At 60.4% G+C, this 26,245-nt stretch carries 31 protein-coding genes, 1 tRNA gene and 2 rRNA genes; 20 read left to right on the top strand and 14 right to left on the bottom strand.

All coding sequences use genetic code 11. The features are described from left to right. The 3 genes from G5358_RS11930 to G5358_RS11920 form a co-directional block, all read left to right on the top strand. Positions 1-142, top strand: a 23S ribosomal RNA gene (locus G5358_RS11930); the annotation flags it as partial. A 123-nt stretch (positions 143-265) separates the two neighbouring features. Then, positions 266-380, top strand: a 5S ribosomal RNA gene (rrf, locus tag G5358_RS11925). A gap of 95 nt (positions 381-475) precedes the next feature. Then, positions 476-552, top strand: a tRNA-Asp gene (locus G5358_RS11920). A gap of 205 nt (positions 553-757) precedes the next feature. On the opposite strand, the gene G5358_RS11915 is transcribed toward G5358_RS11920, so the two are convergent. Both G5358_RS11915 and G5358_RS11910 read right to left on the bottom strand, forming a co-directional pair. Further along, positions 758-3,382 carry a GNAT family N-acetyltransferase gene (locus G5358_RS11915; protein WP_421324135.1) on the bottom strand — a complete coding sequence of 875 codons (2,625 nt, stop codon included), beginning with the start codon at positions 3,380-3,382 and terminating at the stop codon, positions 758-760. 73 nt (positions 3,383-3,455) lie between these two features. After that, on the bottom strand, positions 3,456-3,647 hold the full coding sequence (locus tag G5358_RS11910; protein ID WP_216952398.1) for a hypothetical protein: 192 nt from the start codon (positions 3,645-3,647) through the stop codon (positions 3,456-3,458). Positions 3,648-3,839: 192 nt separating this feature from the next. Between G5358_RS11910 and G5358_RS11905 the strand changes: the two genes are divergently transcribed. Continuing rightward, on the top strand, positions 3,840-4,700 hold the full coding sequence (locus G5358_RS11905) for a transporter substrate-binding domain-containing protein (RefSeq protein ID WP_216952397.1): 861 nt from the start codon (positions 3,840-3,842) through the stop codon (positions 4,698-4,700). Here the strand turns inward: G5358_RS11905 and ilvY are convergent. Continuing rightward, positions 4,689-5,582 (bottom strand): HTH-type transcriptional activator IlvY, encoded by an 894-nt coding sequence (gene ilvY / locus G5358_RS11900; RefSeq protein ID WP_005339488.1) that lies wholly within the window; start codon positions 5,580-5,582, stop codon positions 4,689-4,691. The two genes, G5358_RS11905 and ilvY, sit on opposite strands and share 12 nt — an antisense overlap. Before the next feature lie 221 nt (positions 5,583-5,803). Here ilvY and ilvC point away from each other — a divergent pair, with 221 nt between their 5' ends. Further along, positions 5,804-7,285, top strand: a complete 1,482-nt coding sequence (gene ilvC, locus G5358_RS11895) for a ketol-acid reductoisomerase (protein ID WP_005355979.1) — start codon at positions 5,804-5,806, stop codon at positions 7,283-7,285. Here ilvC and G5358_RS11890 read toward each other — a convergent pair. The 6 genes from G5358_RS11890 to coaBC all read right to left on the bottom strand — a co-directional run bounded on the left by G5358_RS11890 (position 7,282) and on the right by coaBC (position 12,860). After that, complete coding sequence (locus G5358_RS11890; RefSeq protein ID WP_216952396.1) at positions 7,282-7,467, bottom strand: hypothetical protein; 186 nt, start codon at positions 7,465-7,467, stop codon at positions 7,282-7,284. The two genes, ilvC and G5358_RS11890, sit on opposite strands and share 4 nt — an antisense overlap. Further along, entirely contained in the window at positions 7,455-9,104 is a 1,650-nt protein-coding gene (gene pgi, locus G5358_RS11885) for a glucose-6-phosphate isomerase (protein ID WP_021231531.1), read from the bottom strand. The genes G5358_RS11890 and pgi overlap by 13 nt, the downstream gene beginning before the upstream one ends. Before the next feature lie 347 nt (positions 9,105-9,451). After that, entirely contained in the window at positions 9,452-10,288 is an 837-nt protein-coding gene (locus G5358_RS11880) for a mechanosensitive ion channel domain-containing protein (RefSeq protein ID WP_005339493.1), read from the bottom strand. 165 nt (positions 10,289-10,453) lie between these two features. Then, positions 10,454-11,050 (bottom strand): nucleoid occlusion factor SlmA, encoded by a 597-nt coding sequence (gene slmA, locus G5358_RS11875; RefSeq protein ID WP_005339495.1) that lies wholly within the window; start codon positions 11,048-11,050, stop codon positions 10,454-10,456. Between the two features lie 68 nt (positions 11,051-11,118). Continuing rightward, a complete protein-coding gene (dut, locus tag G5358_RS11870; RefSeq protein ID WP_421266907.1) occupies positions 11,119-11,577 on the bottom strand; it encodes a dUTP diphosphatase in 459 nt (152 codons plus the stop codon). An 80-nt stretch (positions 11,578-11,657) separates the two neighbouring features. Continuing rightward, positions 11,658-12,860, bottom strand: a complete 1,203-nt coding sequence (coaBC, locus tag G5358_RS11865) for a bifunctional phosphopantothenoylcysteine decarboxylase/phosphopantothenate--cysteine ligase CoaBC (RefSeq protein ID WP_064335087.1) — start codon at positions 12,858-12,860, stop codon at positions 11,658-11,660. A gap of 147 nt (positions 12,861-13,007) precedes the next feature. Between coaBC and radC the strand changes: the two genes are divergently transcribed. The 6 genes from radC to G5358_RS11835 all read left to right on the top strand — a co-directional run bounded on the left by radC (position 13,008) and on the right by G5358_RS11835 (position 16,697). Then, positions 13,008-13,682 carry a RadC family protein gene (radC, locus tag G5358_RS11860; protein ID WP_005339502.1) on the top strand — a complete coding sequence of 225 codons (675 nt, stop codon included), beginning with the start codon at positions 13,008-13,010 and terminating at the stop codon, positions 13,680-13,682. Between the two features lie 136 nt (positions 13,683-13,818). Further along, positions 13,819-14,055 (top strand): 50S ribosomal protein L28, encoded by a 237-nt coding sequence (gene rpmB / locus G5358_RS11855; protein WP_005307492.1) that lies wholly within the window; start codon positions 13,819-13,821, stop codon positions 14,053-14,055. A gap of 11 nt (positions 14,056-14,066) precedes the next feature. Further along, the gene (gene rpmG, locus G5358_RS11850; protein WP_005307500.1) at positions 14,067-14,234 is read left to right on the top strand and encodes a 50S ribosomal protein L33; all 168 of its coding nucleotides are present in this window, start codon (positions 14,067-14,069) and stop codon (positions 14,232-14,234) included. A gap of 93 nt (positions 14,235-14,327) precedes the next feature. Next, positions 14,328-14,783 carry a hypothetical protein gene (locus G5358_RS11845; RefSeq protein WP_421324134.1) on the top strand — a complete coding sequence of 152 codons (456 nt, stop codon included), beginning with the start codon at positions 14,328-14,330 and terminating at the stop codon, positions 14,781-14,783. Positions 14,784-14,807: 24 nt separating this feature from the next. After that, a complete protein-coding gene (mutM, locus tag G5358_RS11840; protein WP_005357390.1) occupies positions 14,808-15,620 on the top strand; it encodes a bifunctional DNA-formamidopyrimidine glycosylase/DNA-(apurinic or apyrimidinic site) lyase in 813 nt (270 codons plus the stop codon). Positions 15,621-15,734: 114 nt separating this feature from the next. Further along, positions 15,735-16,697 carry a VirK/YbjX family protein gene (locus G5358_RS11835; RefSeq protein WP_421324133.1) on the top strand — a complete coding sequence of 321 codons (963 nt, stop codon included), beginning with the start codon at positions 15,735-15,737 and terminating at the stop codon, positions 16,695-16,697. 64 nt (positions 16,698-16,761) lie between these two features. Here G5358_RS11835 and coaD read toward each other — a convergent pair whose 3' ends face one another. After that, entirely contained in the window at positions 16,762-17,247 is a 486-nt protein-coding gene (gene coaD, locus G5358_RS11830) for a pantetheine-phosphate adenylyltransferase (protein ID WP_071914926.1), read from the bottom strand. Positions 17,248-17,381: 134 nt separating this feature from the next. Here coaD and G5358_RS11825 point away from each other — a divergent pair, with 134 nt between their 5' ends. After that, positions 17,382-18,419 carry a glycosyltransferase family 9 protein gene (locus tag G5358_RS11825; protein ID WP_005339514.1) on the top strand — a complete coding sequence of 346 codons (1,038 nt, stop codon included), beginning with the start codon at positions 17,382-17,384 and terminating at the stop codon, positions 18,417-18,419. Positions 18,420-18,470: 51 nt separating this feature from the next. On the opposite strand, the gene G5358_RS11820 is transcribed toward G5358_RS11825, so the two are convergent. Continuing rightward, positions 18,471-19,247: a glycosyltransferase family 2 protein gene (locus tag G5358_RS11820; RefSeq protein ID WP_005357395.1), complete on the bottom strand. Its 777-nt coding sequence runs from the start codon at positions 19,245-19,247 to the stop codon at positions 18,471-18,473. 49 nt (positions 19,248-19,296) lie between these two features. Between G5358_RS11820 and G5358_RS11815 the strand changes: the two genes are divergently transcribed. The 6 genes from G5358_RS11815 to G5358_RS11790 all read left to right on the top strand — a co-directional run bounded on the left by G5358_RS11815 (position 19,297) and on the right by G5358_RS11790 (position 23,683). Next, complete coding sequence (locus tag G5358_RS11815) at positions 19,297-19,587, top strand: hypothetical protein (RefSeq protein WP_421251557.1); 291 nt, start codon at positions 19,297-19,299, stop codon at positions 19,585-19,587. Positions 19,588-19,625: 38 nt separating this feature from the next. Beyond that, positions 19,626-20,660, top strand: a complete 1,035-nt coding sequence (waaF, locus tag G5358_RS11810; protein WP_421251556.1) for a lipopolysaccharide heptosyltransferase II — start codon at positions 19,626-19,628, stop codon at positions 20,658-20,660. Between the two features lies 1 nt (position 20,661). Then, on the top strand, positions 20,662-21,927 hold the full coding sequence (waaA, locus tag G5358_RS11805; protein WP_421251555.1) for a lipid IV(A) 3-deoxy-D-manno-octulosonic acid transferase: 1,266 nt from the start codon (positions 20,662-20,664) through the stop codon (positions 21,925-21,927). 93 nt (positions 21,928-22,020) lie between these two features. Further along, on the top strand, positions 22,021-23,001 hold the full coding sequence (locus tag G5358_RS11800) for an MDR family oxidoreductase (RefSeq protein WP_421324132.1): 981 nt from the start codon (positions 22,021-22,023) through the stop codon (positions 22,999-23,001). Positions 23,002-23,075: 74 nt separating this feature from the next. Then, positions 23,076-23,213: a hypothetical protein gene (locus G5358_RS11795; protein WP_216952376.1), complete on the top strand. Its 138-nt coding sequence runs from the start codon at positions 23,076-23,078 to the stop codon at positions 23,211-23,213. Between the two features lie 137 nt (positions 23,214-23,350). Further along, entirely contained in the window at positions 23,351-23,683 is a 333-nt protein-coding gene (locus G5358_RS11790) for a DUF2799 domain-containing protein (RefSeq protein ID WP_216952374.1), read from the top strand. A gap of 18 nt (positions 23,684-23,701) precedes the next feature. Here the strand turns inward: G5358_RS11790 and G5358_RS11785 are convergent, their stop codons facing one another. Both G5358_RS11785 and G5358_RS11780 read right to left on the bottom strand, forming a co-directional pair. Further along, a complete protein-coding gene (locus G5358_RS11785) occupies positions 23,702-23,866 on the bottom strand; it encodes a hypothetical protein (protein ID WP_216952372.1) in 165 nt (54 codons plus the stop codon). Between the two features lie 112 nt (positions 23,867-23,978). Further along, positions 23,979-24,419 carry a flagellar basal body-associated FliL family protein gene (locus G5358_RS11780; protein WP_216952370.1) on the bottom strand — a complete coding sequence of 147 codons (441 nt, stop codon included), beginning with the start codon at positions 24,417-24,419 and terminating at the stop codon, positions 23,979-23,981. Positions 24,420-24,564: 145 nt separating this feature from the next. Between G5358_RS11780 and G5358_RS11775 the strand changes: the two genes are divergently transcribed. Both G5358_RS11775 and ubiA read left to right on the top strand, forming a co-directional pair. After that, positions 24,565-25,101, top strand: coding sequence for a chorismate--pyruvate lyase family protein (locus G5358_RS11775; RefSeq protein ID WP_266135683.1), 537 nt, complete (start codon positions 24,565-24,567; stop codon positions 25,099-25,101). Continuing rightward, the gene (ubiA, locus tag G5358_RS11770) at positions 25,098-25,967 is read left to right on the top strand and encodes a 4-hydroxybenzoate octaprenyltransferase (RefSeq protein ID WP_421324131.1); all 870 of its coding nucleotides are present in this window, start codon (positions 25,098-25,100) and stop codon (positions 25,965-25,967) included. Before G5358_RS11775 ends, ubiA begins: the two co-directional genes overlap by 4 nt. Before the next feature lie 69 nt (positions 25,968-26,036). Here the strand turns inward: ubiA and G5358_RS11765 are convergent. After that, positions 26,037-26,245 (bottom strand): hypothetical protein (locus G5358_RS11765; RefSeq protein ID WP_421324130.1); only part of this gene is annotated, 209 nt, incomplete at its 5' end.

Genomic DNA, 26,245 nt, shown 5'->3' with positions numbered 1-26,245 from the left:
GAAGCGAGCCCTGAGATGAGTCATCCCTGACCCCTTGAGGGTCCTAAAGGGCCGTTGGAGACCACAACGTTGATAGGCGGGGTGTGTAAGTGCAGCGATGCATTGAGCTAACCCGTACTAATTACCCGTGAGGCTTAACCATACAACACCCAAGAAGTGTTCTAAGGCTTGTAGCGAATGAACGAACTACTCAAATTCAGTGGTAATGACAAAGCAAACTAGCCAAGTTGTTATTCACATCAGCTTTCCAAGATTGAAGAATTTGCCTGGCGGCCATAGCGCCGTGGAACCACCTGATCCCATGCCGAACTCAGAAGTGAAACGCGGTAGCGCCGATGGTAGTGTGGCATTCGCCATGCGAGAGTAGGACACTGCCAGGCACCCAATTAAACGGTGATGTGAAAACACATAGCCGGCTGCGAGGATGACACCTCATAAGAAGCAGCAGAAGATTTAGCGAAAGCTAACCGAATGCGGAGCGGTAGTTCAGTCGGTTAGAATACCGGCCTGTCACGCCGGGGGTCGCGGGTTCGAGTCCCGTCCGCTCCGCCACTAATTTGAAGGCCTTCCCTGATGGGAAGGCCTTTTTGCTATGGGTGGTTTTATCAAGTGACCCACAGGTTTGCACACCAGAACCAACACAAAGCCCAGTCTGACGACCGGGCTTTGGTGTTTTTAGTGTGTTAAACCAGCCAATGGCTGGCTTTTACCTGTCGGAAGGATCGTAAGACAGCCGGTTATTTCCACCATTTTCTGGCTATATCCGAGCCTTATCAGCCATTTGAGCGAGTTTACAGGCGGCCAAATCAGCCTTCTGCTGGTTGCAGGGCAGTTCCATATTGACCACCCCCTCGTCCATCTGCACATCGATCTTGAAGCCAAGCCGTTTGGCGAGGTTGACCATGCCGCGATTGCTGGGCATGGTCATGCCGGATAGCTGGCCAATCCCCTGCTCTTTGGCGTAACGGATGATCTTCTCCATCATCAATTTGCCGAGCCCCACCCCTTTCAAGTCCGATCGCACCAGAATGGCAAACTCGGCATCGCTCAGGTCCGGGGTCGAGATAGCGCGTACCACGCCGAGGATTTGATCCTGCAGCTCGCCATCTTGCCCCACCGCTACGAAGGCCATCTCCCGGTCGTAATCGATCTGGGTCATGCGGGCCAGCTCTTCGTGACCCAGTTCGCCGACATCGGCGAAGAAGCGTTTGTACCTGTCTTCATCAGAGACTTGCAGCACGAACTGCTTGTGAGCCGGTTCATCTTCCGGCCGGATTGGGCGCAGCAGGATATGGCGCTGATCTTTAAGCCAGGCACCCTCCTCCAGTTCGGTGGGATAGGGGCGGATCGCCAGTCGGTTGATTATCGGGATGGCGGGGTCAGTCAGTGTGAGGCTGGCATCCAGTACCACCATCTCGGTACCGCATGCTTGCAGCGGGTGCAGGTCCAGCTCCTGAATCTCCGGAAAGGCGAGCAATAGCTCTGAGAGCTGGCAAAGCACTTGGCCCAAGGCATCGATATCCAGTCGTTCCGGTGTGGCCTGCTCACGGATCTTGCGGCTCTTGAGTGCGCCGATGATCTGGTAACGGGCCAGTGCCTGATTGAGCGGTGGCAAGGCAGCCACCATCTCCTGCGGTTCGGCGCCCGACTCACCCAGCAGGATGACGGGGCCAAAGATGGCGTCTTGCTGGATCCGCACCCGCAGCTCCAGGCCGCCGCTGCGGCGGGCCATGCGTTGCACCAGCAAGCCTTCGATGCGGGCGCCCGGATCGTGTTGTCTGACCCGATCCAGAATGGCATCTGCGGCTTGCGCCACTTCTGCCGAGGTGCGCAGATTGAGCACCACCCCGTGTACGGCAGACTTGTGTTGGATGTCGGGTGAGCGCAGTTTCACTGCCACCGGATAGCCGATCTGCTCGGCGGTCAGGGTCGCCTCGATGGCATCGGTGACGATCCAGGTTGGCAGGGTCGAGAGGCCGGCAGCCTGCAAAATTGGATGCACCAGATGGGTATCCAGCCTCAGCTGCTTGCGCTCCTGCGCCTGACGGACCAGATGTTGGCAGAGCTCGACATTGAGCTGGTTGCCATGCAGTGATGCCGGTGTCTCCATCAATTGCTTCTGGTTGCGGCGGTATTCCACCATGTGCATGAAGGCGGCCATGGCACTTTCCGGCGTGCGATAGGTCGGGAAACCTGCCTCGGTAAAGAGTTTGCGACCCTCCTGCGCCGAGTATTCGCCCGCCCAGTTGGTGAGGATATTGAAACGGCGCGCTCTGGGATGCTGTTTCAGATGGGCGATAAGATGGCTGGCCAGCGGTGCATTCGGTGCTGTGAGCGAGGGTGCGTGGATAATCAGGATGGCGTCGATACCATCCTCCTGCAACACGCTGTCCAACGCCTCCTGATAGGTGGCGATGGTGGCATCGCTGCCGATGTCGAGCGGCGGGCGAGCCAGCTTGCCGCCACGCTCCAGCAGCACATCCACCGCCATATTGGCCAGCCCGCGGCCGTTGGAGATGATGGCGAGCCGCTCCCCCTTGAGGGTCATGGAGTGGCTCAGTGTTTCCACTGCGGCAAACAGCTCGTGGGTATCCCGTACCCGCAGCATACCGGCGCGGCGGATAGCGGCGTCATAGACATTGTCGAGGCCGTGGGCCGGATCGTGGCGCCCGCTTTTCAGTACCAGGATCGGCTTGTTGCGCGAGGCGGCCCGCGCCGCCGAGAGAAAGTGGCGGGCGTCGTGCAGCTTGTCCATATAGATCAAGATGGCACGGGTGACGCTGTCGCGGGAGAGCTGATCCAGCAGCTGGCCGAAGTCGATATCGCAGTGATCGCCAAGTGAGATAAAGGCGGAAAAGCCCAGTTCATGCTGCTTGGCCCAATCCAGAATGGTGGTGCTGACGGCGGCGGATTGCGAGAGAAAGGCGACCTGCCCCGGCTTGGCGGCAATGGGTGAAAAGCTGGCGTTGATCCCTTGGCCGGGTAGCAGCATTCCCATGCTGTTGGGGCCGAGCAGGCGAATGCCGTATTGTTGGCAGACCCGTTTCAGCTCCAGCCGCTCCTCGGGGGAAAAGTCGGCGGCCAGTATGATGGCCGCCCCCGCCCCCTTCTGGCCAAGCGCTTCCAGCAACGGCAAGACCCGCTCCCGCCTGGTGCAGATGATGGCGAGATCCGGGGTTAGCGGCAGGCTGGCGATATCGGGATAGGCCAGCACGCCGGCGATGGCTTTGTTACGCGGGGTGACGGGGAGGATGGGCCCTTTGAAGTGGCCCGCCAGCAGGTGGCGCACGATCACATGACCCGCCTTGAGCGGGTCGGTCGAGGCGCCGATCACGGCGATTGAGTGGGGTTTGAACAGCCGATCCAGACCGCTTGCTTTCATGGGCACTCCCGACAGAAGGGGGAAGATACCAGTCTAATACGCCTTTGCTGCGGGTTCTGTGACCGGATCCTGATCACCGTTTGTTCAGGGCGTTGGCACGCAGATAAAAGCGCAGTTCTCCTTGCACCCGGCGAATGGCTCCCAGGTGGCGTTCCTGCAGATAGATATCCTGCTCCCGGTCGAGCGTCGTGCTGGGCACGCCCATGCTTTGCAGATACTCGTCAAACAGGGTTGAACCCTTGATCTCTACCAGATGCTGTTTCATGGCTCTCCTCCCTGCGCCTTGGCGTTTGTTGATGAACGACCAGTCTGCGATGACCTGCCGGGTTTGCCTATTGTCACTTTTGACACGAGATTTGACACGAGAGCGCTCACACATCTTTCAGAGAGGGCGTCGTTGAGGTGCTGGCTGACGTTATAGCATGGCGAGGAGCATGAGGCACGGATGGTGCGCAGGATGATCAGAGTCTGGTGGTGGTGCATGGCACTGTGGACGGTTGGCGCAACGGCAGCCGAGCAGCCTATCCGCGCCTGGAATCTGCTGCTGGATCACCCCAACCCCGCCGTCGTCCAGTTGTTGCGCCTCTCCCTCGATCTCACCGTGCCCGAATATGGCCCCTATCAGCTTGTATCCAGCCCGCAAATGGAGCAGGGGCGGGCGGTGAAGGAGCTGCGCAGCGGTGAGCTGGTTCAGGTCGGTGTCTTTGCCCCCGATGGTGCGCGAGAGCGGGAGTTGCTGGCAATCCACATTCCGCTGGCCAAGGGGCTGCTGGGGTGGCGGGTGTGTCTGGTTCGGCAGGGGGATGAGGGGCGTTTTGCCGCGATCGGGTCGTTGGCAGACTGGCATCGCGCCGGGCTCTCCATCGGTCAGCACAGATCTTGGCCAGACACCCAGTTGCTGCGGGCTAACGGCCTCAAGGTGACGGTGGGCAATCTTTATGAGGCGCTCTTCAACATGCTGCGCAAGAAGCGTTTTGACTGCTTCCTTCGATCGGTCATCGAGGTCGAGGATGAGCTAAGGCAGCATCCGGATCTCGCCATCGAGCCCCATCTGGTGTTTCGCTATCCGCTGGCGCTGCTCTTCTTTGTTTCGCCCAAATATCCGGAGCTGGCGCAGCGCATCGAGCTTGGCCTGCAGCGGGCGCGGCAGTCTGGTGCTTTTGACCGGGTCTTTGAAGAGGGATTTGGCAGCACCATTCGGCGGCTGAAACTGGATGAGCGGGTGCGCCTCGAGCTGAACAACCCTGATCTGCCGTTGTCGAGTCGCAAGATGATGGCCGACCCGACGCTCATCTACCAGCCCGTCTCAGCGCAGTGAGTTCTGGTTCTGCGCTGTATCCCAGAAGGCGCGGATCAGCGGCTCTTCCAGTCGCTTCTTGAGTACCCCGATCCCCACATCAAATGGCTTGAAGGCGGGTTTGAGGTCGATGATCCGCACCTTGTCGCCGAGCGGGCTATGGTCGATCACCGCTGCCGGCACCAGCCCCACGCCACAGCCGAGCGCCACCATGGCGACAATCCCCTCGTTGCCCGCCACTTCGGCATAGATGTTGGGCGCTATCCCCTTGTTGCGAAACCACTGATCGCTGCGTTTGCGGGCCAGCCCCTGCTCGGAGAGGATGACTGGCAGCTGCTCCCAGTCCGGCTCCCCCTGACGGAACCACTGGTTGAGCTGTGGGGCATTGCGCGGCGCAATAAAGACCAGTGGCACCAGCTGCAGGCTGGCGAACTCCAGCTTGGCGGGCAGAGCATCGGGGCGGGCGGCGATGGCGAGATCGGCCTCGTCGGCCAGGATCTTGTCCACCGCCAGCGCAGGGTCGCCAGTCTCCAGCTTGATCTCCAGCTGGGGGTAGCGGCGGCGAAAGCGCTCCAGTACTTCGGGCAGCAGAAAGTAGCTGGCGGTGACCGAGCAGAAGACCCGCAGCCGCCCCTGCAACGGTTCATCGCTGCGTTTGAGCTCCTGCTTGAGCTGGCGCCACTCCTGCAACAGGCCGCCGCCGAATTCGCGCAGCTTCTCGCCGGCGGGGGTGAGGCGCACCGAGCGGTTGTCCCGTTCGAACAGGATGCAGCCGGTCTCCTGCTCCAGCCGCTGGATGGCGCGGCTCAGGGTGGAGGGGCTGACCGCCATGGCATCGGCGCTCTTGCCGAAGTGGAGGGAGTCGGCGAGGTGGAGAAACAGCTCGAGATTGCGAAGGTCCATCTTTCAGCTCCTGGCGCGGCTGGTGTGCCCGATATCCAGCGGTTGGCGGCTTGTTTCTGCCATCTCGCGGTACATTCAGCAGGCAATTATGAAGGGTGATCGTTTCAGTTATTGCAACATACTGTTTCGAATATATCAGTTCAGGCAATAAGTGTCCCGCGCTATAGTGGTTCAGACAACGCCGCTATCCGGCATGGAATCAATCGAACGGAGCAATCACCATGGCTAACTATTTCAACACCTTGAACCTGCGTCAGCAGTTGGCCCAACTGGGCAAGTGTCGTTTCATGCAGCGCGAAGAGTTCGCGGACGGCTGCAACGTGCTGAAGGGCAAGAAGGTGGTGATTGTGGGCTGCGGTGCCCAGGGTCTGAACCAGGGTCTGAACATGCGCGACTCCGGGCTGGATATCTCCTACGCCCTGCGCAAGGCCGCTATCACCGAGAAGCGCGCCTCCTGGCAGAAGGCTACCGACAACGGCTTCGCGGTCGGCACCTATGAAGAGCTGATCCCGACCGCCGATCTGGTGCTGAACCTGACTCCGGACAAACAGCACTCTGACGTGGTGAAAACCGTGATGCCGCTGATGAAGCAGGGCGCCGCGCTGGGCTACTCCCACGGCTTCAACGTGGTGGAAGAGGGTCAGCAGATCCGCTCCGACATCACGGTTGTGATGGTTGCGCCCAAGTGCCCGGGTACCGAAGTGCGTGAAGAGTACAAGCGCGGCTTCGGCGTACCGACCCTGATCGCCGTTCACCCGGAAAATGACCCGAAAGGCGAAGGCATGGCCATCGCCAAGGCGTGGGCCTCTGCTACCGGCGGCGACCGTGCCGGGGTGCTGGAGTCCTCCTTCGTGGCGGAAGTGAAATCTGACCTGATGGGCGAGCAGACCATCCTCTGCGGCATGCTGCAAGCCGGTTCCCTGCTCTGCTACGACAAGCTGGTTGCCGAAGGCACAGACCCGGCCTACGCCGGCAAGCTGATCCAGTTCGGTTGGGAGACCATCACAGAAGCCCTGAAACAGGGTGGTATCAGCCTGATGATGGACCGCCTCTCCAACCCTGCCAAGCTGCGCGCCTTCGAGCTCTCCGAGCAGCTCAAGACCCTGATGCGCCCGCTGTTCGAGAAGCACATGGATGACATCATTGCCGGTGAGTTCTCCCGCGGCATGATGGCCGACTGGGCCGAAGATGATGTCAAACTGTTCACCTGGCGTGAAGAGACCGGCAAGTCCGCCTTCGAAAACGCCCCGGCGTTCGCTGGCAAGATTGCCGAGCAGGAGTACTTCGACAATGGCGTGGTGATGGTGGCCATGGTCAAGGCGGGTGTCGAGCTGGCGTTCGAAACCATGGTGGCCTCCGGTATCTACGAGGAGTCTGCCTACTACGAATCCCTGCACGAGCTGCCGCTGATTGCCAACACCGTTGCTCGCAAGCGTCTGTACGAGATGAACGTGGTCATCTCCGATACTGCCGAGTACGGCAACTACCTGTTCGCCAACGCCGCCGTACCCTTGCTGCGCGAGCACTTCATGCCGACCCTGAAAGCGGGCGATCTGGGTGCCAGCAAGGCGGAAGGACAGAGCGTGGATAACCTGGCGCTGTTGGCGGCCAACGAAGCGACTCGTAACCACCCGATCGAGAAGATCGGCCAGGTACTGCGCGGTTATATGAAAGACATGAAACGCATCGCCGTCGGCGGTTAAGCCTGCATCGGGCTGGATGATGAAGGGGCGGGGATGACGATCCCCGTCGCCGGTCGGACTGGACACCCGACCGGCCAGCCAGAAAAATCAGCCTGACAGTCATAAAAGATGGTCATAAAAAAGCCCCGCTCATCGAGCGGGGCTTTTGCATTCAGGAAGGCCGGATAAATCAGGCTTTCCACGCTTTCCAGGTGTTGATCAGACCGTTGGTGGAGCAGTCGTGGCTGGTGACAGCCTCGTTGTTGCCCAGCTCCGGCAGGATCTTGTTGGCCAGCTGTTTGCCCAGCTCCACACCCCACTGGTCGAAGGAGAAGATGTTCCAGATTGCGCCCTGTACGAAGATCTTGTGCTCGTACATGGCGATCAGGGCACCCAGGGTTTTCGGGGTCAGGCTCTTGAACAGGATGGAGTTGGTCGGGCGGTTGCCTTCGAACACCTTGAACGGCACCAGATCCTTGACCTGCTCCAGCGTTTTGCCAGCAGCCAGGAACTCGGCTTCGACCTCTTCCTTGCTCTTGCCGAAGGCCAGCGCCTCGGTCTGGGCGAAGAAGTTGGCCAGCAGTTTCGGGTGGTGGTCACCTATCGGGTTGTGGCTGATGGCCGGCGCCAGGAAGTCACAGGGGATCAGCTTGGTGCCCTGGTGGATCAGCTGGTAGAAGGCGTGCTGGCCGTTGGTGCCCGGCTCACCCCAGATGATGGGGCCAGTCTGGTAGTCAACCGGCTTGCCGTTGCGATCCACGTACTTGCCGTTGGACTCCATGTTGCCCTGCTGGAAGTAGGCAGGGAAGCGGTGCATGTACTGGTCGTACGGCAGGATGGCTTCGGATTCGGCACCGTAGAAGTTGTTGTACCACAGGCCAATCAGCGCCAGCAGCACCGGCACGTTCTGCTCATAGGAGGCAGTGGCGAAGTGCATGTCCATCTCGAAGGCGCCTTGCAGCAGGGCTTCGAAGTTCTCGAAACCGACAGACAGGGCGATGGGCATGCCGATGGCAGACCAAGAGGAGTAGCGGCCGCCAACCCAGTCCCAGAACTCGAACATGTTGTTGGTGTCGATGCCGAACTCGGCCACGGCCTTGCCGTTGGTGGAGAGCGCGGCGAAGTGCTTGGCAACGTGGGCCTTGTCACCGGCGATGTTGATGAACCAGTCGCGGGCGGTCAGGGCGTTGGTCATGGTCTCCTGGGTGGTGAAGGTCTTGGAGGCCACCAGGAACAGGGTGGTTTCCGGATCGATCTTCTTCAGGGTCTCAGCGATGTGGGTGCCATCGACGTTGGAGACGAAGTGCATCTGCAGGTGGTTTTTGTAGGGACGCAGTGCCTCGGTGATCATCACCGGGCCGAGATCGGAACCACCGATACCGATGTTGACCACGTGCTGGATCGCTTTGCCGGTGTAGCCTTTCCACTCGCCTCCGATTACCTTCTCGCAGAAGCCTTTCATCTTGGCCAGTACGGCGTTCACTTCCGGCATCACGTCCTTGCCGTCGCACTCGATGGGGCGGTCGGAGCGGTTGCGCAGGGCCACGTGCAGTACGGAGCGGCCTTCGGTCATGTTGATCTTGTCGCCATTGAACATGGCATCGATCGCGCTGCGAAGATCGGTCTCTTTGGCCAGATCAACCAGCAACTTGAGGGTTTCTTCGGTGATCAGGTTCTTCGAGTAATCAACCAGGATGTCGCCGCCGAAGGTGAGGGAAAACTTGTCAAAGCGCTTCGGGTCCTGCGCGAACAGATCCTTGAGTCGGGTCTCTTTGTTTGCTGCAAAGTGGGCTTCCAGTGCCTGCCAGGCCTGGGTTTGGGTTGGATTGATATTTTTCATAGGATTCCTGAAATGCCAAGTTGTGTTTGAACCTTGCAGGCAAGGTCCCGCCAAACCTTATTATCCGAGCATTATACCGAGCCGATCGGGCGGCCCGTGTAACAGATTTTTACCGATTGTCTTTTACCGCAATGGGTCACTGTCGGGAGCATACAACCAGAACATTGGGATTATGTGTCACGAAAGCAAGGCGGATCTTGCGCTTGCTCATGATTGGGGCCACCCCGATAGCCTGAAATTGTTTTCATCCGGTTGGCGTGGTTATGCACCGACATGGCCATGGGCTGGGGCCAGAAACGACAATGCCAGCCCGAAGGCTGGCATTGTCTGTTGCAGCAGAACCGCGATCACGCCTGCGGTTTTTGCATGTGCATCACCATCTGCGGGAAGGGGATCTCGATGCCTTCGGCATCAAAGGTCAGTTTCACCTTCTCGTGGAAGTCGAACCAGACACCCCAGTAGTCAGCGGTTTTCACCCAGGGGCGCACCACGATATTGACCGAGGAGTCGGCCAGCGCGGCGACGGCGATGGTGGCTGCCGGATCTTTCAGGATGCGCGGCTCTTCGCTTACCAGACGCTCCAGGATCTGTTTGGCCTTGCGCAGGTCAGAACCGTAGCCGATGCCAAAGGTCATATCGACGCGGCGGGTATCCATACGCGAGTAGTTGACGATGGTGCCGTTGAGGATGGCGGAGTTCGGTACTACCACCATCTTGTTGTCACCTGAGGTGAGGGTAGTGGTAAAGAGCTGAACGGACTGCACCACACCCGCGGTGCCCGCCACTTCGATAAACTCGCCCGCCTTGATGGGGCGGAAGATGATCAGCAGGAAGCCGGCAGCGAAGTTGGAGAGCGAGCCCTGCAGCGCCAGACCGATGGCCAGACCGGCGGCACCGATAATGGCGACGAAGGAGGCTGTCTGCACGCCGACACGGCCCAGCGCGGCGATCACCACGAACACCAGAATGGCGTACTTGAGGATGCTGCCGACGAAGTGGGTGACTGTGGTGTCCAGCTTGCGGGCCTGCATCACCTTGACCACGCCACCGCTGATGAGGTTGGCGGCGATATAGCCGACCAGCAGGGTCAGCAGGGCGGCGGCGATATTGACGCCGTATTCGATCAGCAGTCCCTGATTATTGACCAGCCAGGTCTGCGCTTCGGTAATGATTTCGGGTTCCATAGGATGTCCTGTCAGGTTCTAAAAGGTTTATGGTGGATAAATCTAACACCGCAGCGCGACAGTACGGGTCGCATCTGGTACTTCTTTTCTGCCATAAAAACCTGCCATAAAAAAGAAGGGAGGCCAAAGCCTCCCTTCTTTTTGCTGAATGACGCGAAAAAACCATCAGCTCTGCAGCAGTTGGCTGCGGATAAATTGCCACTGATCTTCGAAACCGGCGGTCGGCTTGAGCTTGAACTCGGAACGGACAAACTGGCTGATACGACCTTCGGTGTAGGCCAGCAGCAGATTGGCCAGCATGGTCTCGTCGAGCTGGAAGCCTTGACCCTCGCGCAGCCGCTTCTCGCGCAGCACCTGCTTGATCTGGGTCTCCAGCTTGTCAAACAGGATGCTGATGCGATCCCGCAGCCGATCGTGCTCACCCAGCAGGGCGTCACCATTGAGGATGCGGGTGATGCCGGGATTGCGCTCGGCGAACACCAGCAGCAGCTGCAGGATATGGTGGCAGCGCGCCATGGTGTCCTTCTCTTCCGCCATGATCAGATTGACCCGTGACAGCAGGGAATCCTCGATAAAGTCGATCAGCCCCTCGAACATCCGCGCCTTGCTTGGAAAGTGTCGATAGAGGGCTGCTTCAGAGACGCCGACCTCGGCCGCCAGACGGGCCGTGGTGATGCGCTGCCCCGGACTGGTTTCCAGCATATGGGCGAGCGCTTGCAGGATCTGATCGCGCCGACTCTGTTTCTGATTACTGCTTGCCATGGATTCCCCTAAAAAAACAATGGCTTGATTCTGTTATTAAGCACCGCCTATCAGGCTGGTGTGGTCTGTTATTGGCGACCAGAAGAACCAAAACCGCCTTCACCCCGTTCGCTCTGATTGAACTCATCGACCAGTTGGAAGCTGGCCTGAACTACCGGCATGATCACCAGCTGGGCGATGCGCTCGCCGGGTTGCATGGTGAACTCATCCTTGCCGCGGTTCCAGACCGAGACCATCAGCTGACCCTGGTAATCGGAATCGATGAGACCGACCAGGTTGCCCAGCACGATGCCGTGCTTATGGCCGAGGCCGGAGCGGGGCAGGATGGTGGCACACAGACTCGGATCCTGGATGTGAATGGCCAGACCGGTCGGCACCAGGGTGGTATCACCCGGAGCCAGAGTCAGCGGCGCATCCAGCAGTGCGCGCAGATCCATGCCGGCAGAGCCCGGTGTTGCGTAGGCGGGCAGCGGGAACTCGGTACCGATACGGGCATCCAGAATCTTCAGTTCAATTTGTGTAGTCATGAATCGCTTTTTCAGTTGGATCTTGTATTGGCGCCCCTCTTGGCAGGCGGGGTGCCGTGAGTCTTGTTCTGTCGGGACGCTCAGTGCCGGTAGTGGCGCGCAATCAGGGCGATCAGGTGACGGGCCAGCGTCAGCTTGTCGGCCAGCGGCAGCGGGGCCTGGCCCCCTTGCCAGAACACGGTCAGGGCGTTGTCATCGGCGTTGAAGCCTTGCCCCTCGCGGGACACATCGTTGGCGGCGATCATGTCCAGCCGCTTACGCTGCAACTTGTCGAGGGCGTATTGTTCCACATCCACGGTTTCGGCGGCAAATCCGACGGTGAAGGGTTTGTCTGAAAGGGCACCGACGGCCGCGATGATGTCGGGGTTTTTCACCAGCTTCACCACCATCTGGTCGTTGTCGCCGGTTTTCTTGATCTTCTGGCTGGCGACCTGTTCGGGACGGTAGTCGGCTACCGCGGCGCAACCGATGAAGAGGTCGCACTCGCCCACCCGGCTCATCACAGCCTGATGCATCTGCTCCGCGCTCTCCACATCGACACGGGTAACGCCCGCAGGCGTCGCCAGCGTCACCGGCCCGCTCACCAGCGTCACTTCGGCACCCGCTTCACGGGCAGCTCGGGCGATGGCGTAGCCCATCTTGCCGGAGCTGTGGTTGCTGATGTAGCGCACCGGATCCAGTGCCTCGCGGGTTGGCCCTGCGGTGAGCAGCAGCTTGACGCCTGCCAGCAAGGGCTCGGCGGCCAGCTGCTGACAGCAGCGATCCACCAGTTCGAGGGGGGCCAGCATCCGGCCCGGGCCCACATCGCCACAAGCCTGGCTGCCAGCATCCGGCCCCCACAGCAGAATGCCGCGGCTGGCCAGGGTCTTGAGGTTGGCCTGGGTCGCGGCGTTGAGATACATCTGCTGGTTCATTGCTGGTGCCAGCGCGATGGGCGCCGGAGTGGCCAGACAGAGGGTGGTCAGCAGTTCGTCGGCCATGCCTGCAGCCATCCGCGCCATCAGGTTGGCGCTGGCGGGGGCGATCAGCACCAGATCGGCCCACTTGGCCAGCTCGATATGGCCCATGCCCGCCTCGGCAGAGGGGTCCAGCAGGCTGTAGGCCACCGGATGACCGGAGACCGCCTGCAGGGTCAGCGGGGTGATGAACTCCTTGGCGGAGCGGGTCATCACCACCCGCACTTCGGCGCCCTGATCTTTCAGGCGGCGTACCAGCTCGGCACTCTTGTAGGCGGCGATCCCGCCACTGACACCCAACAGGATGCGTTTATCGGCCAATCTCATCTGCTGTTTCTCTATCCGGCTCATTCTGACTGGTCGGCTAAGATACCACAGGCAATGAATGACGACAGGGGTTGGCATCAAGGGGTGTGGTCGGGCGCGCGCAATTTTTTGCTATGTTTTTTCTCAACAGGGATGAGGGAGAGACAAATGAGCATCAAAGAGTGGCCGGAAGATGAACGCCCCAGAGAGAAGCTGCTGCGTCAGGGGCCCGCGGCGCTCTCCGATGCCGAGCTGCTCGCCATCTTTCTGCGCACTGGCGTCAATGGCCTGAGTGCAGTGGATCTTTCACGTAATCTATTGAATCAATTCGGCTCTTTGCGCAGCTTGCTGGGGGCGGATCAACGGGCATTCTGCGAGGCGCACGGCCTTGGCCCGGCCAAATATGCCCAGCTACAAGCGGTGCTGGAGATGGCCAGACGCCATCTGGCCGAGCAGTTGCAACGGGGCGATGCCCTCACCTCGCCCCAGCTGACCCGGGACTATCTGCAGGCCCAACTGCGGGATCGGCCACGCGAGGTGTTTGCCCTGTTGTTGCTCGACAATCAGCACAGAGTCATTCAATTTGTTGAGCTTTTTTTCGGCACCATCGACTCGGCGAGCGTCTGGCCAAGAGAAATCGTGCAGATCGCGCTCAAACATAATGCAGCCGCAGTGATTCTGGCGCATAATCACCCGTCCGGCGTCGCCGAGCCCAGCAGGGCCGACCGCCAGATCACGGATCGGATCACGGCCGCTTTGGCCCTGATCGATATCAGAGTGCTGGATCACTTGGTGATCGGTGACGGCATCACGGTTTCTTTTGCCGAGCGCGGTTGGCTATAACTGTGCTCTGGCACCGTATTAGTTGATCTTTGATCACGGATGCTGTATAAAATGCCGCCTTCTGTTTGCCCCGCAATCGAAGGCCAGCGGGGCAGATATTTGCTCGAGCAATGAAGTAAGATTTGGAGAGACTGACATGTCTAGAGTATGCCAAGTAACCGGCAAGCGCCCGGCAGTTGGTAACAACCGTTCGCACGCTAACAACGCTACCAAGCGTCGTTTCCTGCCGAACCTGCACACTCACCGTTTCTGGGTTGAGAGTGAAAAACGCTTCGTAAGCCTGCGCGTATCCGCAAAAGGCATGCGTATCATCGACAAGCGTGGCGTTGAAGTGGTTCTGGCTGAACTGCGCGCCAGCGGTGTTAAGGTATAAGGAATTAGATCATGGCTAAAGGTATTCGCGAGAAAATTCGCCTGAACTCCAGCGCCGGTACTGGTCACTTCTATACCACTACCAAAAACAAGCGCACCATGCCCGAAAAAATGGAGATCAAAAAGTTTGATCCCGTTGTTCGTCAGCATGTGATCTACAAGGAAGGCAAAATCAAGTAATTACTTGATGCTGCATTCCCAAAAACCCGGCTTCGTGCCGGGTTTTTTTATGCGTCGAATTCAGTACACTGCCGGTTCAAAGGGAGACTTGCCATGTTCAAATTGAGCCGCAAAGGCTGGAATAACGTGATCATCGTGGTGGTGCTGATCGTGATCACCCTGTTGCATCGTATGGAGTTGGCCCAGCAGGAGAATAGCGCCAAGCGGGCTCGCCCCTTGCTGCCTGATGCGGCTGTGGTGCTCACCTGGCAGGGGCCGAGCTGGCAGATTGAGCGGATCGGTCAGGGCTGGCGCAGCGGGCCGGATCTGGGGCTCGACAGCGCGCAGCTGGATGCCCGTCTGGCACGTTGGCAGGGCTGGTTTTTACCCCCCGGTGAAGCGGTACGCGGTGCGCCGGTGACCATCAAGGTGTGGATTGCCGGCCAGAACGATCCGGTCGAGATCGGCCTCTATCAGAATAGCGGTCAGTATGGTGCCCAGCTGCCGTCCGGTCTCTGGCTCGCCCTCACAGCCGAGCAGTATCGCGATCTGCTGCGCCCTGCCCCCTGAGTTCCTTTTCCTTGTGAGGTACCCATGCCTGAATTGCCAGAAGTTGAAGTCAGCCGTCAGGGGATCTCCCCCTGGCTCACCGGTATCAAGGTGACGCGCGTGGTGGTGCGGGATGGCCGCCTGCGCTGGCCGATCCCCGGTGAGATTCAGGAGCTGGTGGACCTCACCATCCATCGGGTGCGCCGCCGTGCCAAATACCTGCTGCTGGAGACCGATTTCGGCACCGCCATCCTCCATCTGGGGATGTCCGGCAGCCTGCGGGTACTGGATATCGGCACCCCGGCCGAGAAGCACGACCATGTGGATATCGAGCTGGAGAATGGCAAGCTGCTGCGGCTCAACGATCCGCGCCGCTTCGGCGCCCTGCTCTGGACCAGGGAACCGGCCGAAGCCCACGCGCTGCTCGCCAAGCTGGGGCCCGAGCCGCTCACCGATGCCTTCAGTGCTGATTACCTGCAGGGGCGTGCCAAGGGGCGCAGCACTGCCATCAAGCAGTTCCTGATGGACAATCAGGTGGTGGTCGGGGTAGGCAACATCTACGCCAACGAGGCGCTCTATGCCGCCGGTATTCACCCCAAACGGGCGGCGGGCAATATCAGCGCCGAGCGGCTGGGAACCCTGGTGGCCGAGATCAAGCGGGTGTTGGCCGAAGCCATCCGGCAGGGCGGCACCACCCTCAAGGATTTCACCAGTGCCGATGGCAAGCCAGGCTATTTCGTGCAGCAGTTGCAGGTCTACGGCCGTGGCGGTCAGCCCTGTTTCCACTGTCACACCCTGCTGACCGAGACAAGAATGGGGCAGCGTACCACGGTTTTTTGCAGTCATTGCCAGCGCTGAGCGTACTTTTTTCCCCGATCCGGGGGAAGTTGTAACAGCATATTTCCAGGCTGTTGAATATTTGCGCAGTCATTACTAGTATCAGCGGCCGTTCAGGCGGTTTGAGAACTAGAAATGACTTTAAAATCAATAGACTGGGAGTATCTATCCCGGCAGGAGCGCTATTGCGCAAAATCCATGGCCCGCTTCCTCTATCCCGAGGGGTGCGAGCGCCAAACCTTCAATCGCGGCAAGTTTGTGCTGCGCAGCCTGCTCTATCGCAAGTCGTTGAGCCGGGTCTTCAGCCTGTTTCAGTGCGACTCGCTCAAGGCACTGCCAGCTGTTTATCCCGAGCTGCTCGACAAGCCGATGCGTCCCTATCGCTTCGCCTGTGCCAGCGCCCGTCAACGGGCCGAGATGCTGGAAAATCACTATCGGTTGCTGCTGGAGTGCTACCCCCAGCTGATTGATCCCCTCTATCTGGGCGAGGGGATCGAGTTGGGGCACTATCCCCAGAGTGGCTGCCGCCTTCTGCTGCGCCATGATGGCACCTTCCGCCGCGAGGCCGAGCTGGCGCTCTCCATCGTCAACGGCGAGGGGCAGCGCCTCTACAGCTGCGCCTTTTCGCTGGCGGGTAGCGTGGATCATTTGATTCTGATGATCGGCTCCATGCAGGGGCCGGAGCCTGCGGTCGAGAATGCCCAGGATCGGGTGCGCGAGCTGACCAAAGAGGGACACGGCCTGCGGCCCAAATCCCTGCTGGTGCAGCTGGTGCTGCAACTGGCGCAGAGCATGGGGGCGGCGGAGGTGCTGGCGGTGCGCAAGCGGGCCCACGTGTTTCAGGCTAGGCGCTACAGCAGCAAGCAAAAAGCCAACCTGCAGGCCGATTATGACGAGCTGTGGCAGGAGTTCGACGCCCGGGATGTGGATGCCAACTTTGTCGCCCTGCAAACCCAGCCGCGCAAGCCGCTGGAGGAGATTGCCTCCAGGAAGCGGGCCATGTATCGGCGCCGCTACGAGTGGCTCGATCTGCTGGTTCAGGAGATGAACGAGCGGTTCGCCCGTCAGGAACCGGCAAGCAGGCTGACCTCTCCATAGCGAGAGAGATACAACAAGGGCTACCCGCGGGTAGCCCTTGTCGTTTCTGCCATCAGGGGAGGAATTAGCGCTGTTGCTGTTTGGCTGCGATTGCCTGGGCTACCACGGGGTCGACAAACTGGCGGATGTCGCCACCGTGCAGCGCCACCTCTTTCACCAAGGTGGAGGAGATAAAGGAGTTCTCCTCGGCCGGGGTGAGGAAGACGCTCTCAAGCGTGGGCATCAGGCGGCGGTTCATGTTGGCCAGCTGGAACTCGTACTCGAAGTCGGAGACGGCGCGCAGGCCGCGGATCAGCACATTGGCCTGATGCTCTTTGGCGAAATCGACCAGCAGCCCGGAGAAGCCGACCACCTTGACGTTGGGAAGCTGGCTGGTCACTTGCTGGACAAGCTGGACACGTTCCGCCAGATCGAACAGCGGGCGCTTGCTCGGGCTGTTGGCGACGCCGACGATCACCTCGTCAAACAGCTTGGCGGCGCGGCCGATCAGGTCGGCATGGCCATTGGTAACGGGATCAAATGTCCCGGGATAGATCACCCTGGTAGTCATCTTTGTGGTCCTGCAACCTGGAAATTTGGTCGCATTATAAGGTCGTCGCTTGAGAATAGCAGTGCATCAGGCAAGAATACGCCATCGCGCATCAAGCCTCCTTGCATTGGTGACAGGGAGCAAAGGGATTTTTTATGAAACGTATTCTGGTCGTTCGCAATGACAAGATTGGTGACTTCATGCTGGCGTGGCCTAGCTTCGCCATGCTCAAAGGCTCCATGGAGTGTCATGTGACTGCCCTGGTTCCGGCCTACACGGCGCCGCTGGCCCGGCTCTGCCCCTGGATTGACGAGGTGATCATCGATCCGGGCGTGCGGGCCGACAAGGAGCAACAGCGAGCGCTGCTGGCGCGGATCAAGGCGGCGGCGTTCGACGCGTCCATCTGCCTCTTCTCCAACTCCCGCAACGCCATGCTGGTGTGGAAGGCGCACATCCCTTACCGGCTGGCCCCGGCGACCAAGCTGGCGCAGGTGCTCTACAACCAGCGACTGGTGCAGCGTCGCTCCCGCTCCCAGAAACCGGAGTCCGAGTACAACCTGGAGCTGATCCGCCGCTTCCTGGCCGATCAGCAGGTGGCCGTGGTGGAGCCCAAGACCCCCTTCCTGCAGTTCGATGACGAGACCCTGCTACAGGTGCGCGAGCAGTTGGCACTCAAGCTCAAGCTCGATGCCAGCCGCCCCTGGCTGATGGTGCATGCCGGTAGCGGCGGTTCGGCCAACAACCTCTCCATCGAGCAGTATGCCCGCATCATCATCAAGCTCAATCAGGCCTGCCCCGAGCTGCAGTGCGTGCTGACCGCAGGCCCGGGCGAGGAGAAGATGGCCGAACAGCTGGCGGCCGAGCTGCTGGCCCACGGCGGCAATGGCTGGATCTACCGCTCCAGCGACGGTCTGCCGATGTTCTGTCAGGTGCTGGCCAACGCAGCCCTGTTTATCGCTGGCAGTACCGGCCCGCTCCATATCGCCGGTGCGCTCGATGTGCCGACTATCGGTTTCTTCCCGATGCGCCGCTCCGCTACTCCGCTGCGCTGGAAGCCCCTCAACAGCGAAGGGCGTCACCTTGCCTTCAGCCCGCCGGAGGATAGCGACCATCCTGAGGATATGAGCCAGCTCGATCCCAAGACCATGGTGCCGGTGATGGCCCGCTGGGCGGCGCCTTTCTGGCGCAAGTAAGGTATGCAGCAATGCAAACAGGGCCCCGCAGGGCCCTGTTTCGTATGACGGTTATTCCGGCTGCTGCGGCTGCTGGCGCACCCAGAGGTCTGCGTATTTAACGAAGGTGGAGTGGGCGGAGAGGATCGCCAGCAGCAGCCCCTGCTTGCCATCGAGGAAGCCCGCTTTGAGCAGGTACATCTTGAGGAAGCAGCCGACCGCGTGGATCAGCCCCTGACTGAGAGAGCCCTTCTTGCCGCGAGCGGTGCGCTGATCGGCCCAGGCGCGGGCATAACCGGCCGATTTCACCAGATAGTGCTCCAGATCCCGATAGGTGAAGTGGAGCAGGTCGCCATGAATGTTGACGATCTTCATGTTGGCCCGTACTTCCACCTTTTCGTGCACCAGCGCCTCGTTGTAGCTGGTGAGTGCCTTGGGGTAGAGGCGCAGCACCCGATCCGGATACCAGCCGCTGTGGCGGATAAAGCGGCCAAACACCCAGGAGAGGCGCGGGATCGAGTAGATGGTATCGCTGGCCGGATTGGCCATCACCTCGGCGATGGCGGTTTTCAGCTCGGGGGTGAGCCGCTCGTCGGCATCCAGCCACAGCACCCAGTCGGACTGCACGTGGGACTGGGCCAGTCGGCGCTGCTTGCCAAAGCCCGGCCACTTGGCGTTGACGAAGAAGCGGGCGCCAAATTCGGCGGCAATGGCCGGGGTCTCGTCCTGACTGCCGGAGTCCAGAATGACGATCTCGTCCACCAGTCCGTCGAGGGAGGCGAGGCACTTGCGCAGGTTGTCGGCTTCATTCTTGACGATCAGAACGGCAGCCAGAGTCGGTTTTTTCACGAATGTGGGCTCACGGTTATTGCCCGGCTGGCGGGTCGAATGCGTATTGATGGACCATTCTAACGGAAAAACGGGTCAAAGAGAGAGCCGCCATTGCCCGTTTCTGCCAGCTGTTTACCTGTCCGGCTGGCGTTGCGTCTCTTCAGAAGACCTGTGGAAAAATGAGACGGCAGAGGTACCTGGCAAGGATCTTCTGTTATTTATCCGACCATTGCATGTGGCGCGTAATCTCGCCCAGTTGGAAGAAGATCGTCACTGGGAAAATGAGACGGCAGAGGCGATTGCCAAGGATCTTCTGTTATTTATCCAGTCATTCTTGGGGCATAATCTCGCCCAGTGATGATTAACAGCCGGGCCCGTCCCGAGAGAAGACGCGTGATGAAAATATTGGTGATCGGCCCCTCCTGGGTCGGCGATATGGTGATGTCCCAGAGCCTCTACAAGGCGATCAAGGCCAACCATCCGGAGTGCGAACTGCACGTGATGGCCCCCGCCTGGTGCTGCGCCCTGCTGGAGCGGATGCCGGAGGTGGACAAGGCGATCACCATGCCCCTTGGCCACGGTGACTTCAAGCTGGTGGCGCGCCGCCGCCTCGGCAAGCAGCTGGCGGCCGAGCAGTACGATCAGGCCATCGTCCAGCCCAACTCCATGAAGTCGGCGCTGATCCCCTGGTTTGCCCGCATTCCGGTGCGTACCGGCTGGAAGGGCGAGAGCCGCTACGGCCTGCTCAACGACCTGCGCAGCAACAAGTCCGCCTTCCCGCTGATGGTGGAGGGCTATCTGGCGCTCGCCTATCCCAAGGCGCAGATGAAGAGCCGGGCCGATATCCCGACCATTCCGCACCCGGCGCTCCACGTCGATCTGATCAACCAGAGCAAGGCACTGGAGCGGCTGGGGCTGGATAGCACCCGCCCGGTGCTGGTGCTCTGCCCCGGTGCCGAGTTTGGCCCGGCCAAGCGATGGCCGGAGGGGCACTACGCCGTGGTGGCCCAGCAGCATCTGGACGAGGGGTGGCAGGTGTGGATCTTCGGTTCCAACAAGGATGTGCCGGTTGCCAACACCATCCGGGATCGGGTCAACCTGCTGACTCGCCCCAACTGCCACGTGCTGGCGGGCAAGACCAGCCTGCACGAGGCGATCGATCTGATGGCGCTGGCCAGCCGGGTCATCTCCAACGACTCCGGTCTGATGCACATCGCCGCCGCCCTCAACCGGCCGCTAGTGGGCGTCTATGGCTCCACTTCGCCGCTCTACACCCCGCCGCTGGCGGATCGGGTCGAGATCGTTCACACCGACATCGAGTGCCGCCCCTGCTTCAAGCGCACCTGCAAGTTCGGCCATCTCAAGTGCCTGATCGACCTGGCGCCGGAGCAGGTGGTCGATGCCTGCAAGAAGCTGGAGCAGAGTCAGTAAGATGCCCTACCGCCTGCTCTACAACCTGCTGATCCATCTGGGATTGCCGCTGGCGCTGCTGGCCCTCTACAAGCCGAAGAAGGGCAAGCCCGGCTTTGGCAAGCGCTGGGCCGAGCACCTCGGGCGGCTGCCCGCCACCGGACAGGAGGCGCCGCTCTGGATCCATGCGGTGAGTGTGGGGGAGACGCTGGCCATCACGCCGCTCATTCGCGCCCTCAAGGCGGAGCGGCCCGATCTGCCGATCCTGCTCACCACTACCACCCGCACCGGTGCCGATCAGGCTGCCAAGCTGGGGGATCTGGTGATCCATCGCTACGCGCCGCTCGACTACCCCTGGGCCATTGCCGCCTTTCTCGACACCTTCAAGCCGCGCGCGCTCTGGGTGATGGAGACCGAGCTGTGGCCGAATTGGCTGGCCGCCTGTGAGGCGCGCCACCTGCCGGTGACCATCATCAACGCCCGTCTTTCCGAGCGTTCCTGCCAGCGTTATGCCCGCTTCCACGGCGCCTTCGATGCCCTGAGCCGGCCGTTGACTCATCTGCTCTGCCAGCATCAGGATGACGCCGACCGCTTCGCCCGCCTCGGCATCGATCGTTCGCGGCTGGCGGTGACCGGCTCCATCAAGTTCGATATCCAGTTTGGTGACGAGGTGCAGGCCAAAGGGCGTGCCCTGCGCCAGCAGCTGGGCGCCGAGCGGCCGGTCTGGATCGCCGCCAGTACCCATCTGGGTGAGGATGAGCAGGTGCTGGCCGCCTTCGATCTGCTGCTCAAACGCCAGCCCGACGCGCTGCTCATTCTGGTGCCGCGCCACCCCGAGCGGTTCGACCGGGTGGCCGAGCTGTGCGCCCCTTATGGCTGCGTGCGGCGCACTGATGGTGCTACGGTGAGTACCGGGGATAAGGTCTATCTCGGCGATACCATGGGCGAGCTGCCGCTGATGCTGGCGGCGGCCGATGTGGCCTTCGTCGGTGGCAGTCTGGTGAAGATCGGCGGTCACAACCTGCTGGAACCGGCGGCGCTCGGCAAGCCTTGCCTGACTGGGCCCGCCTACTTCAACTTCAGCGACATCACCCGCCAGCTGGTGGCTCAGGGTGGCGCCGCCATCGTGGCCAATGCCGCCGAGCTGGGCGAGCGGGTGAGCCAGCTGTTTGCCGACGGCAACACCCGCCGCGAGATGGGGGAGCAGGCTCGCGCCGTGGTGCTGCGCAATCAGGGAGCGCTGGCGCGCACCCTCTCGCACTGCCTCACTGCGCTGGAGAACGACTGAACCCATGACGAGCACCGCTCTGGCTCTCGATTTTCAACTGCAAAAGCGTCAAAGCAGCTGATCCCCGTTTCACACGTCATCAAAGAGGCAACCATGTTCAAGGCTCTGTTACTGGAAAACCAAGACGGCAAGACTGTTCCAACCCTGACCCGACTGACCGAGAGCCAGTTGCCGGAAGGTGAAGTGCGGGTAGCGGTCGCTTACAGCTCCATCAACTACAAGGACGGGCTGGCCATTACCGGCAAGGGCAAGATTGTGCGCCAGTGGCCACTGGTGCCCGGTATCGACTTCGCCGGTACCGTGCTCGAGTCTGCCGACAGCCGCTATCAGCCCGGCGACAAGGTGGTGCTGACCGGTTGGGGTGTGGGTGAAGGCCACTGGGGCGGCATGGCCGAACAGGCTCGGGTCAAGGGTGACTGGCTGGTGCCGTTGCCCGCCGGGCTGGATGAGCGCCAGGCCATGTGCATCGGTACCGCCGGTCTCACCGCCATGCTCTGCGTGCTGGCGCTGGAAGAGGCGGGCATTACTCCCGAAAGCGGCGAGGTGCTGGTCACCGGTGCGGCAGGCGGTGTGGGGGCCACCTCGGTCGCCCTGCTGGCGGCCCTTGGCTATCAGGTGGCGGCGCTGACCGGTCGTCCCGAAGAGCAGGGCGCCATGCTGACCGCACTGGGTGCCAGCCGCATCGTGCCGCGCAGCGAGCTGCAGGTGCCTGCCAAACCGCTGGAGAAGCAGCTTTGGGCCGCTGCCATCGATACCGTCGGCAGTCAGGTGCTGGCCAAGCTGCTGGCCCAGATGAACTATGGCGGCGCTGTGGCAGCTTGTGGGCTGGCGGGCGGTTTCGATCTGCCGACCAGTGTGATGCCCTTTATCCTGCGTAATGTGCGGTTGCAGGGGGTCGATTCGGTGATGTGCCCGTTTGAACGTCGCCAACTGGCGTGGCAGCGACTGGCACGGGATCTGCCTGCCAGCTTCTTTGAACAGGCGGTCACCGAGATTGGGCTGGAGCAGGTAGTGGAGGCCGCCGAGGCCATCACGCAAGGCCAGATCGCCGGCCGCACCTTGGTCAAACTTTGAACTCTCTCTGACTGGCGAGCCCGACAATTCTGGATAAAATTGGAGTGCGGGTGAACTATCCAAGGAGAGTGAAGATGGGTGGACACAAGCCGGATTACGACTCCTCTGATGATGATTGGGAGCCGGATTCTTGGGAAGAAGAGCTGGATCAGTGGGAAGAAGAAGGCTGGCAGGACGATGATCCCTTCGATGACCCCTTCAACAACCCGTGATCCATAGCATTGAATGAACAGGCGGGCATTGTGCCCGCCTGATTTTTTTGGTGCGCTCACAGGGTGGATGCAAGTTGCTTGTGGTCATCCCCTGGCTGGTCAAGAATGAACAGCTCAAACGACACTCAAGGATGACTATGCGACTTTCCATCATATTGCTGGCGGCCCTGCTGGGGGGCTGTGTCTCCAACGATGACCCTTGCGAGAAGGTGTGGAGCGAAGTGGGGGAGGCTGACGGCAAGCTGGGCTTCACCACCGAACGGGTTGAGTTCCATCAGGGCCAGTGTGGCAAGAAGGTGGATACCGAACTGTGGAAGCAGGGACATCAGAAGGGATTGGCATGGTATTGCCGCCCCGAGCATCTCTATCTGGCTGGCCGCTCAGGCGAGGAGTATCGCGGTGTCTGCCCGAACGATACCCAGGCGCGCAGATTGTTCGAGCAGGGACGACAGGGTTGGACCGATCAATAGTGCACTGACCGTGAGGGGTTACTCCTCTTTCAAGCGGAGTGGCAGGCAGAGGTAACCCTTGTCATTGGCGCTGCGGGCGCACTTGCCGCAGACGAATTTCGGCTTGCGAACAATTTTGCGCAACGCTTTGAGATCCGTGGGGATCTCGTGGCGACGCCACTCACACAGGGTCTTGCTGCCCATAACGACTACCTCTAAGACTCGACGGCCGTATTGTAATCGATTTTCATTTCGAGTGAATCGGTAAAGCTCGCTTATTGGCCGTTATGCCAATAAGCGATTGTTTCGGGAGGGATTACTGGTAGAGGAACTTGGTGAAGATAAGCTCGCGCACCGCTTTCTTGCCAGTCTCTTTGACCAGCAGTTCGTTGACCTTGGTTTCGCACTCCTTGCGCAACTCTTCACGGCTGACCAGGGATTTGATCTGCTCGGCGCTCTTGCTGCCCATCAAACGAATGATGGTATCTCGGATGAGCGGGTCATGCTGCTCCAGCAGCTTGAGGTCGGCTTCGTTTTCCGCCATTAGCTCCACCGTGACTCGGACATAACCGAGGGTTTTGCCGTTGCTCAGGTAGTTGGTGATGATGTCGGGGTCGAGCGCGTGGTAGGAAAAGCCCGGCTTGGCGGCTGCGGCTGCTTCTTCTCCCTCTGCGGGCGGCTCTTCTTCGGATGAGGCTTGTACATGCAGCGCACCACAGCTCAGTAACAACACCAGCAGAATTTTGAAGATCTTCATATAGATGGCTCATCAGCAAGAGATAACCCATTTTTGATGTTGCCATCGGGGCCGTCAAGCACGGATGTTCTTACATTTCGCTATTGATTTACGGATAATAAACCGGATTTTAACCTGAACACGGAAATCTCTGGATGGTGAAGCTGTGAAGTCCGAGTTGACTGTTCCTCTCACGCCGTTAAGCGGGTGGCTGGCCCCCGAATCTTGTGAATTGCCCGCCAGCTTGCGCCCCTGGCTGCTGGAGCCCGGCTCCATGACCCGGCGTCTGCGTCTGCACAATCGCCACTTTTCGGTGGAATGGCTGGGCAATCACCCGGTCGCCCTTTCTGCCGATGAGCAGTGGCTGGTGGATTCGGCCTCGCCGGCTGGTACCTGCCGCGAGGTGATCCTGCACGGGGATCGTGGGCCCGCCGTGCTGGGCTGGACCCTGTTTGCCGATGACGCGCTGCAAGGGAGCGGCATTGCCGAGCTTGGTGAGCAGCCGCTGGGTGAGCGGGTATTTGGCCATGAGCCTGCCCGCCGCGATCATCTGCAGCTGGCCCGTTTCGATATTGCCGCCAATCCCCGTTGCCCGGCCGCCACTGTCTGGGGGCGTCGTTCCCGTCTGTTTCTGGGGCAGTGGCCACTGCTGGTGCACGAGCTGTTTCTGCCCTCTCTCGTCTGTGACAAGGAGCTGGAGTGAATCTGTTAACCAAGGAGCGGGGACTTGCCTATATGCAGTTGGCCCGCGTCGACAAACCCATAGGTACTCTGCTGCTGCTGTGGCCAACCCTGTGGGCGCTCTGGCTGGCCGCTGGTGGCCTGCCCAATCTCTGGGTGCTGACCGTGTTTGTGGTCGGCGTCTTTTTGATGCGCTCGGCAGGGTGCGTGATCAACGACTATGCGGATCGCAACTTCGATGGCCACGTCAAACGCACCGCTGGTCGCCCCTTGCCTACGGGCAGAGTCAAACCGTGGGAGGTGCTGGCGCTCTTCTTCGTGTTGGCGCTTATCTCGTTTGGTCTGGTGCTGACCATGAATCCGCTCACCATCGGTCTGTCGTTTGTCGGCCTGCTGCTGGCGGTGAGCTACCCCTTCATGAAGCGCTTTATCTCCAATCCCCAGCTGGTGCTCGGGATGGCCTTCTCCTGGTCGATCCCGATGGCCTATGCGGCGCAGGCGGATGCCCTGCCGCTGGTGGCCTGGTTGCTCTTCTTTGCCAATCTGCTCTGGACGGTGGCTTACGACACCCAGTACGCCATGGTGGATCGGGATGACGACCTCAAGATCGGCCTCAAATCCAGCGCCATCCTGTTTGGTCGTTACGACAAACGGATCATCGGCGCATTGCAACTCTCGACTTTGCTGCTGCTGTTGGCGGTCGGGCAGCTGATGACGCTGGGGGGCTGGTATTACTGGGGATTGCTGGGGGCGGCGGTGCTGTTTGTCTATCAGCAGCGGCTTATTCGTGAGCGGCAGCGAGAAGCCTGCTTCCAGGCGTTTCTCAACAACAACTATGTGGGGGCGCTGGTGTTTGCCGGTCTGGTGCTCGACTACCTGCTGGCGTGACATGTTCCCGCGCAGACTCCGATAAAAAAGAAGGCCGCATCATGCGGCCTTCTTTGTTTGCGTTGCAGATCAGAGCTGATTGCCTGCCTGAATGGTGCGGCGGATCTTGTTGCTCAGCAGCGGCACTATATTGTCAGCCAGCGCCTGGAAGCGGCCGAGGTCCGGCTTGCACTCGGGGGAGAGGTAACCCTCTTTGCGCAAGGTGTGGATCAGGGTGCTGAACAGCTTCTGGTCGAAGAACTCGGGGGCGTTGATGCCGTGCAGGGTGCCGAGGCGCT

The organism is Aeromonas sp. 604176 (assembly GCF_049170755.1).
In the GTDB taxonomy this organism is placed as follows: domain Bacteria; phylum Pseudomonadota; class Gammaproteobacteria; order Enterobacterales; family Aeromonadaceae; genus Aeromonas; species Aeromonas veronii_A.
This window is presented reverse-complemented; position numbering and strand designations above follow the sequence as displayed.

Excerpts from the sequence above, each read along its gene's own strand:
- G5358_RS11915 (WP_421324135.1), bottom strand. The coding sequence starts at position 3,382 with ATGAAAGCAAGCGGTCTGGATCGGCTGTTCAAACCCCACTCAATCGCC.
- G5358_RS11910 (WP_216952398.1), bottom strand. The coding sequence starts at position 3,647 with ATGAAACAGCATCTGGTAGAGATCAAGGGTTCAACCCTGTTTGACGAG.
- G5358_RS11905 (WP_216952397.1), top strand. The coding sequence starts at position 3,840 with ATGATCAGAGTCTGGTGGTGGTGCATGGCACTGTGGACGGTTGGCGCA.
- ilvY (WP_005339488.1), bottom strand. The coding sequence starts at position 5,582 with ATGGACCTTCGCAATCTCGAGCTGTTTCTCCACCTCGCCGACTCCCTC.
- ilvC (WP_005355979.1), top strand. The coding sequence starts at position 5,804 with ATGGCTAACTATTTCAACACCTTGAACCTGCGTCAGCAGTTGGCCCAA.
- pgi (WP_021231531.1), bottom strand. The coding sequence starts at position 9,104 with ATGAAAAATATCAATCCAACCCAAACCCAGGCCTGGCAGGCACTGGAA.
- G5358_RS11880 (WP_005339493.1), bottom strand. The coding sequence starts at position 10,288 with ATGGAACCCGAAATCATTACCGAAGCGCAGACCTGGCTGGTCAATAAT.
- slmA (WP_005339495.1), bottom strand. The coding sequence starts at position 11,050 with ATGGCAAGCAGTAATCAGAAACAGAGTCGGCGCGATCAGATCCTGCAA.
- dut (WP_421266907.1), bottom strand. The coding sequence starts at position 11,577 with ATGACTACACAAATTGAACTGAAGATTCTGGATGCCCGTATCGGTACC.
- coaBC (WP_064335087.1), bottom strand. The coding sequence starts at position 12,860 with ATGAGATTGGCCGATAAACGCATCCTGTTGGGTGTCAGTGGCGGGATC.
- radC (WP_005339502.1), top strand. The coding sequence starts at position 13,008 with ATGAGCATCAAAGAGTGGCCGGAAGATGAACGCCCCAGAGAGAAGCTG.
- rpmB (WP_005307492.1), top strand. The coding sequence starts at position 13,819 with ATGTCTAGAGTATGCCAAGTAACCGGCAAGCGCCCGGCAGTTGGTAAC.
- rpmG (WP_005307500.1), top strand. The coding sequence starts at position 14,067 with ATGGCTAAAGGTATTCGCGAGAAAATTCGCCTGAACTCCAGCGCCGGT.
- G5358_RS11845 (WP_421324134.1), top strand. The coding sequence starts at position 14,328 with ATGTTCAAATTGAGCCGCAAAGGCTGGAATAACGTGATCATCGTGGTG.
- mutM (WP_005357390.1), top strand. The coding sequence starts at position 14,808 with ATGCCTGAATTGCCAGAAGTTGAAGTCAGCCGTCAGGGGATCTCCCCC.
- G5358_RS11835 (WP_421324133.1), top strand. The coding sequence starts at position 15,735 with ATGACTTTAAAATCAATAGACTGGGAGTATCTATCCCGGCAGGAGCGC.
- coaD (WP_071914926.1), bottom strand. The coding sequence starts at position 17,247 with ATGACTACCAGGGTGATCTATCCCGGGACATTTGATCCCGTTACCAAT.
- G5358_RS11825 (WP_005339514.1), top strand. The coding sequence starts at position 17,382 with ATGAAACGTATTCTGGTCGTTCGCAATGACAAGATTGGTGACTTCATG.
- G5358_RS11815 (WP_421251557.1), top strand. The coding sequence starts at position 19,297 with ATGGACCATTCTAACGGAAAAACGGGTCAAAGAGAGAGCCGCCATTGC.
- waaF (WP_421251556.1), top strand. The coding sequence starts at position 19,626 with ATGAAAATATTGGTGATCGGCCCCTCCTGGGTCGGCGATATGGTGATG.
- waaA (WP_421251555.1), top strand. The coding sequence starts at position 20,662 with ATGCCCTACCGCCTGCTCTACAACCTGCTGATCCATCTGGGATTGCCG.
- G5358_RS11800 (WP_421324132.1), top strand. The coding sequence starts at position 22,021 with ATGTTCAAGGCTCTGTTACTGGAAAACCAAGACGGCAAGACTGTTCCA.
- G5358_RS11795 (WP_216952376.1), top strand. The coding sequence starts at position 23,076 with ATGGGTGGACACAAGCCGGATTACGACTCCTCTGATGATGATTGGGAG.
- G5358_RS11790 (WP_216952374.1), top strand. The coding sequence starts at position 23,351 with ATGCGACTTTCCATCATATTGCTGGCGGCCCTGCTGGGGGGCTGTGTC.
- G5358_RS11785 (WP_216952372.1), bottom strand. The coding sequence starts at position 23,866 with ATGGGCAGCAAGACCCTGTGTGAGTGGCGTCGCCACGAGATCCCCACG.
- G5358_RS11780 (WP_216952370.1), bottom strand. The coding sequence starts at position 24,419 with ATGAAGATCTTCAAAATTCTGCTGGTGTTGTTACTGAGCTGTGGTGCG.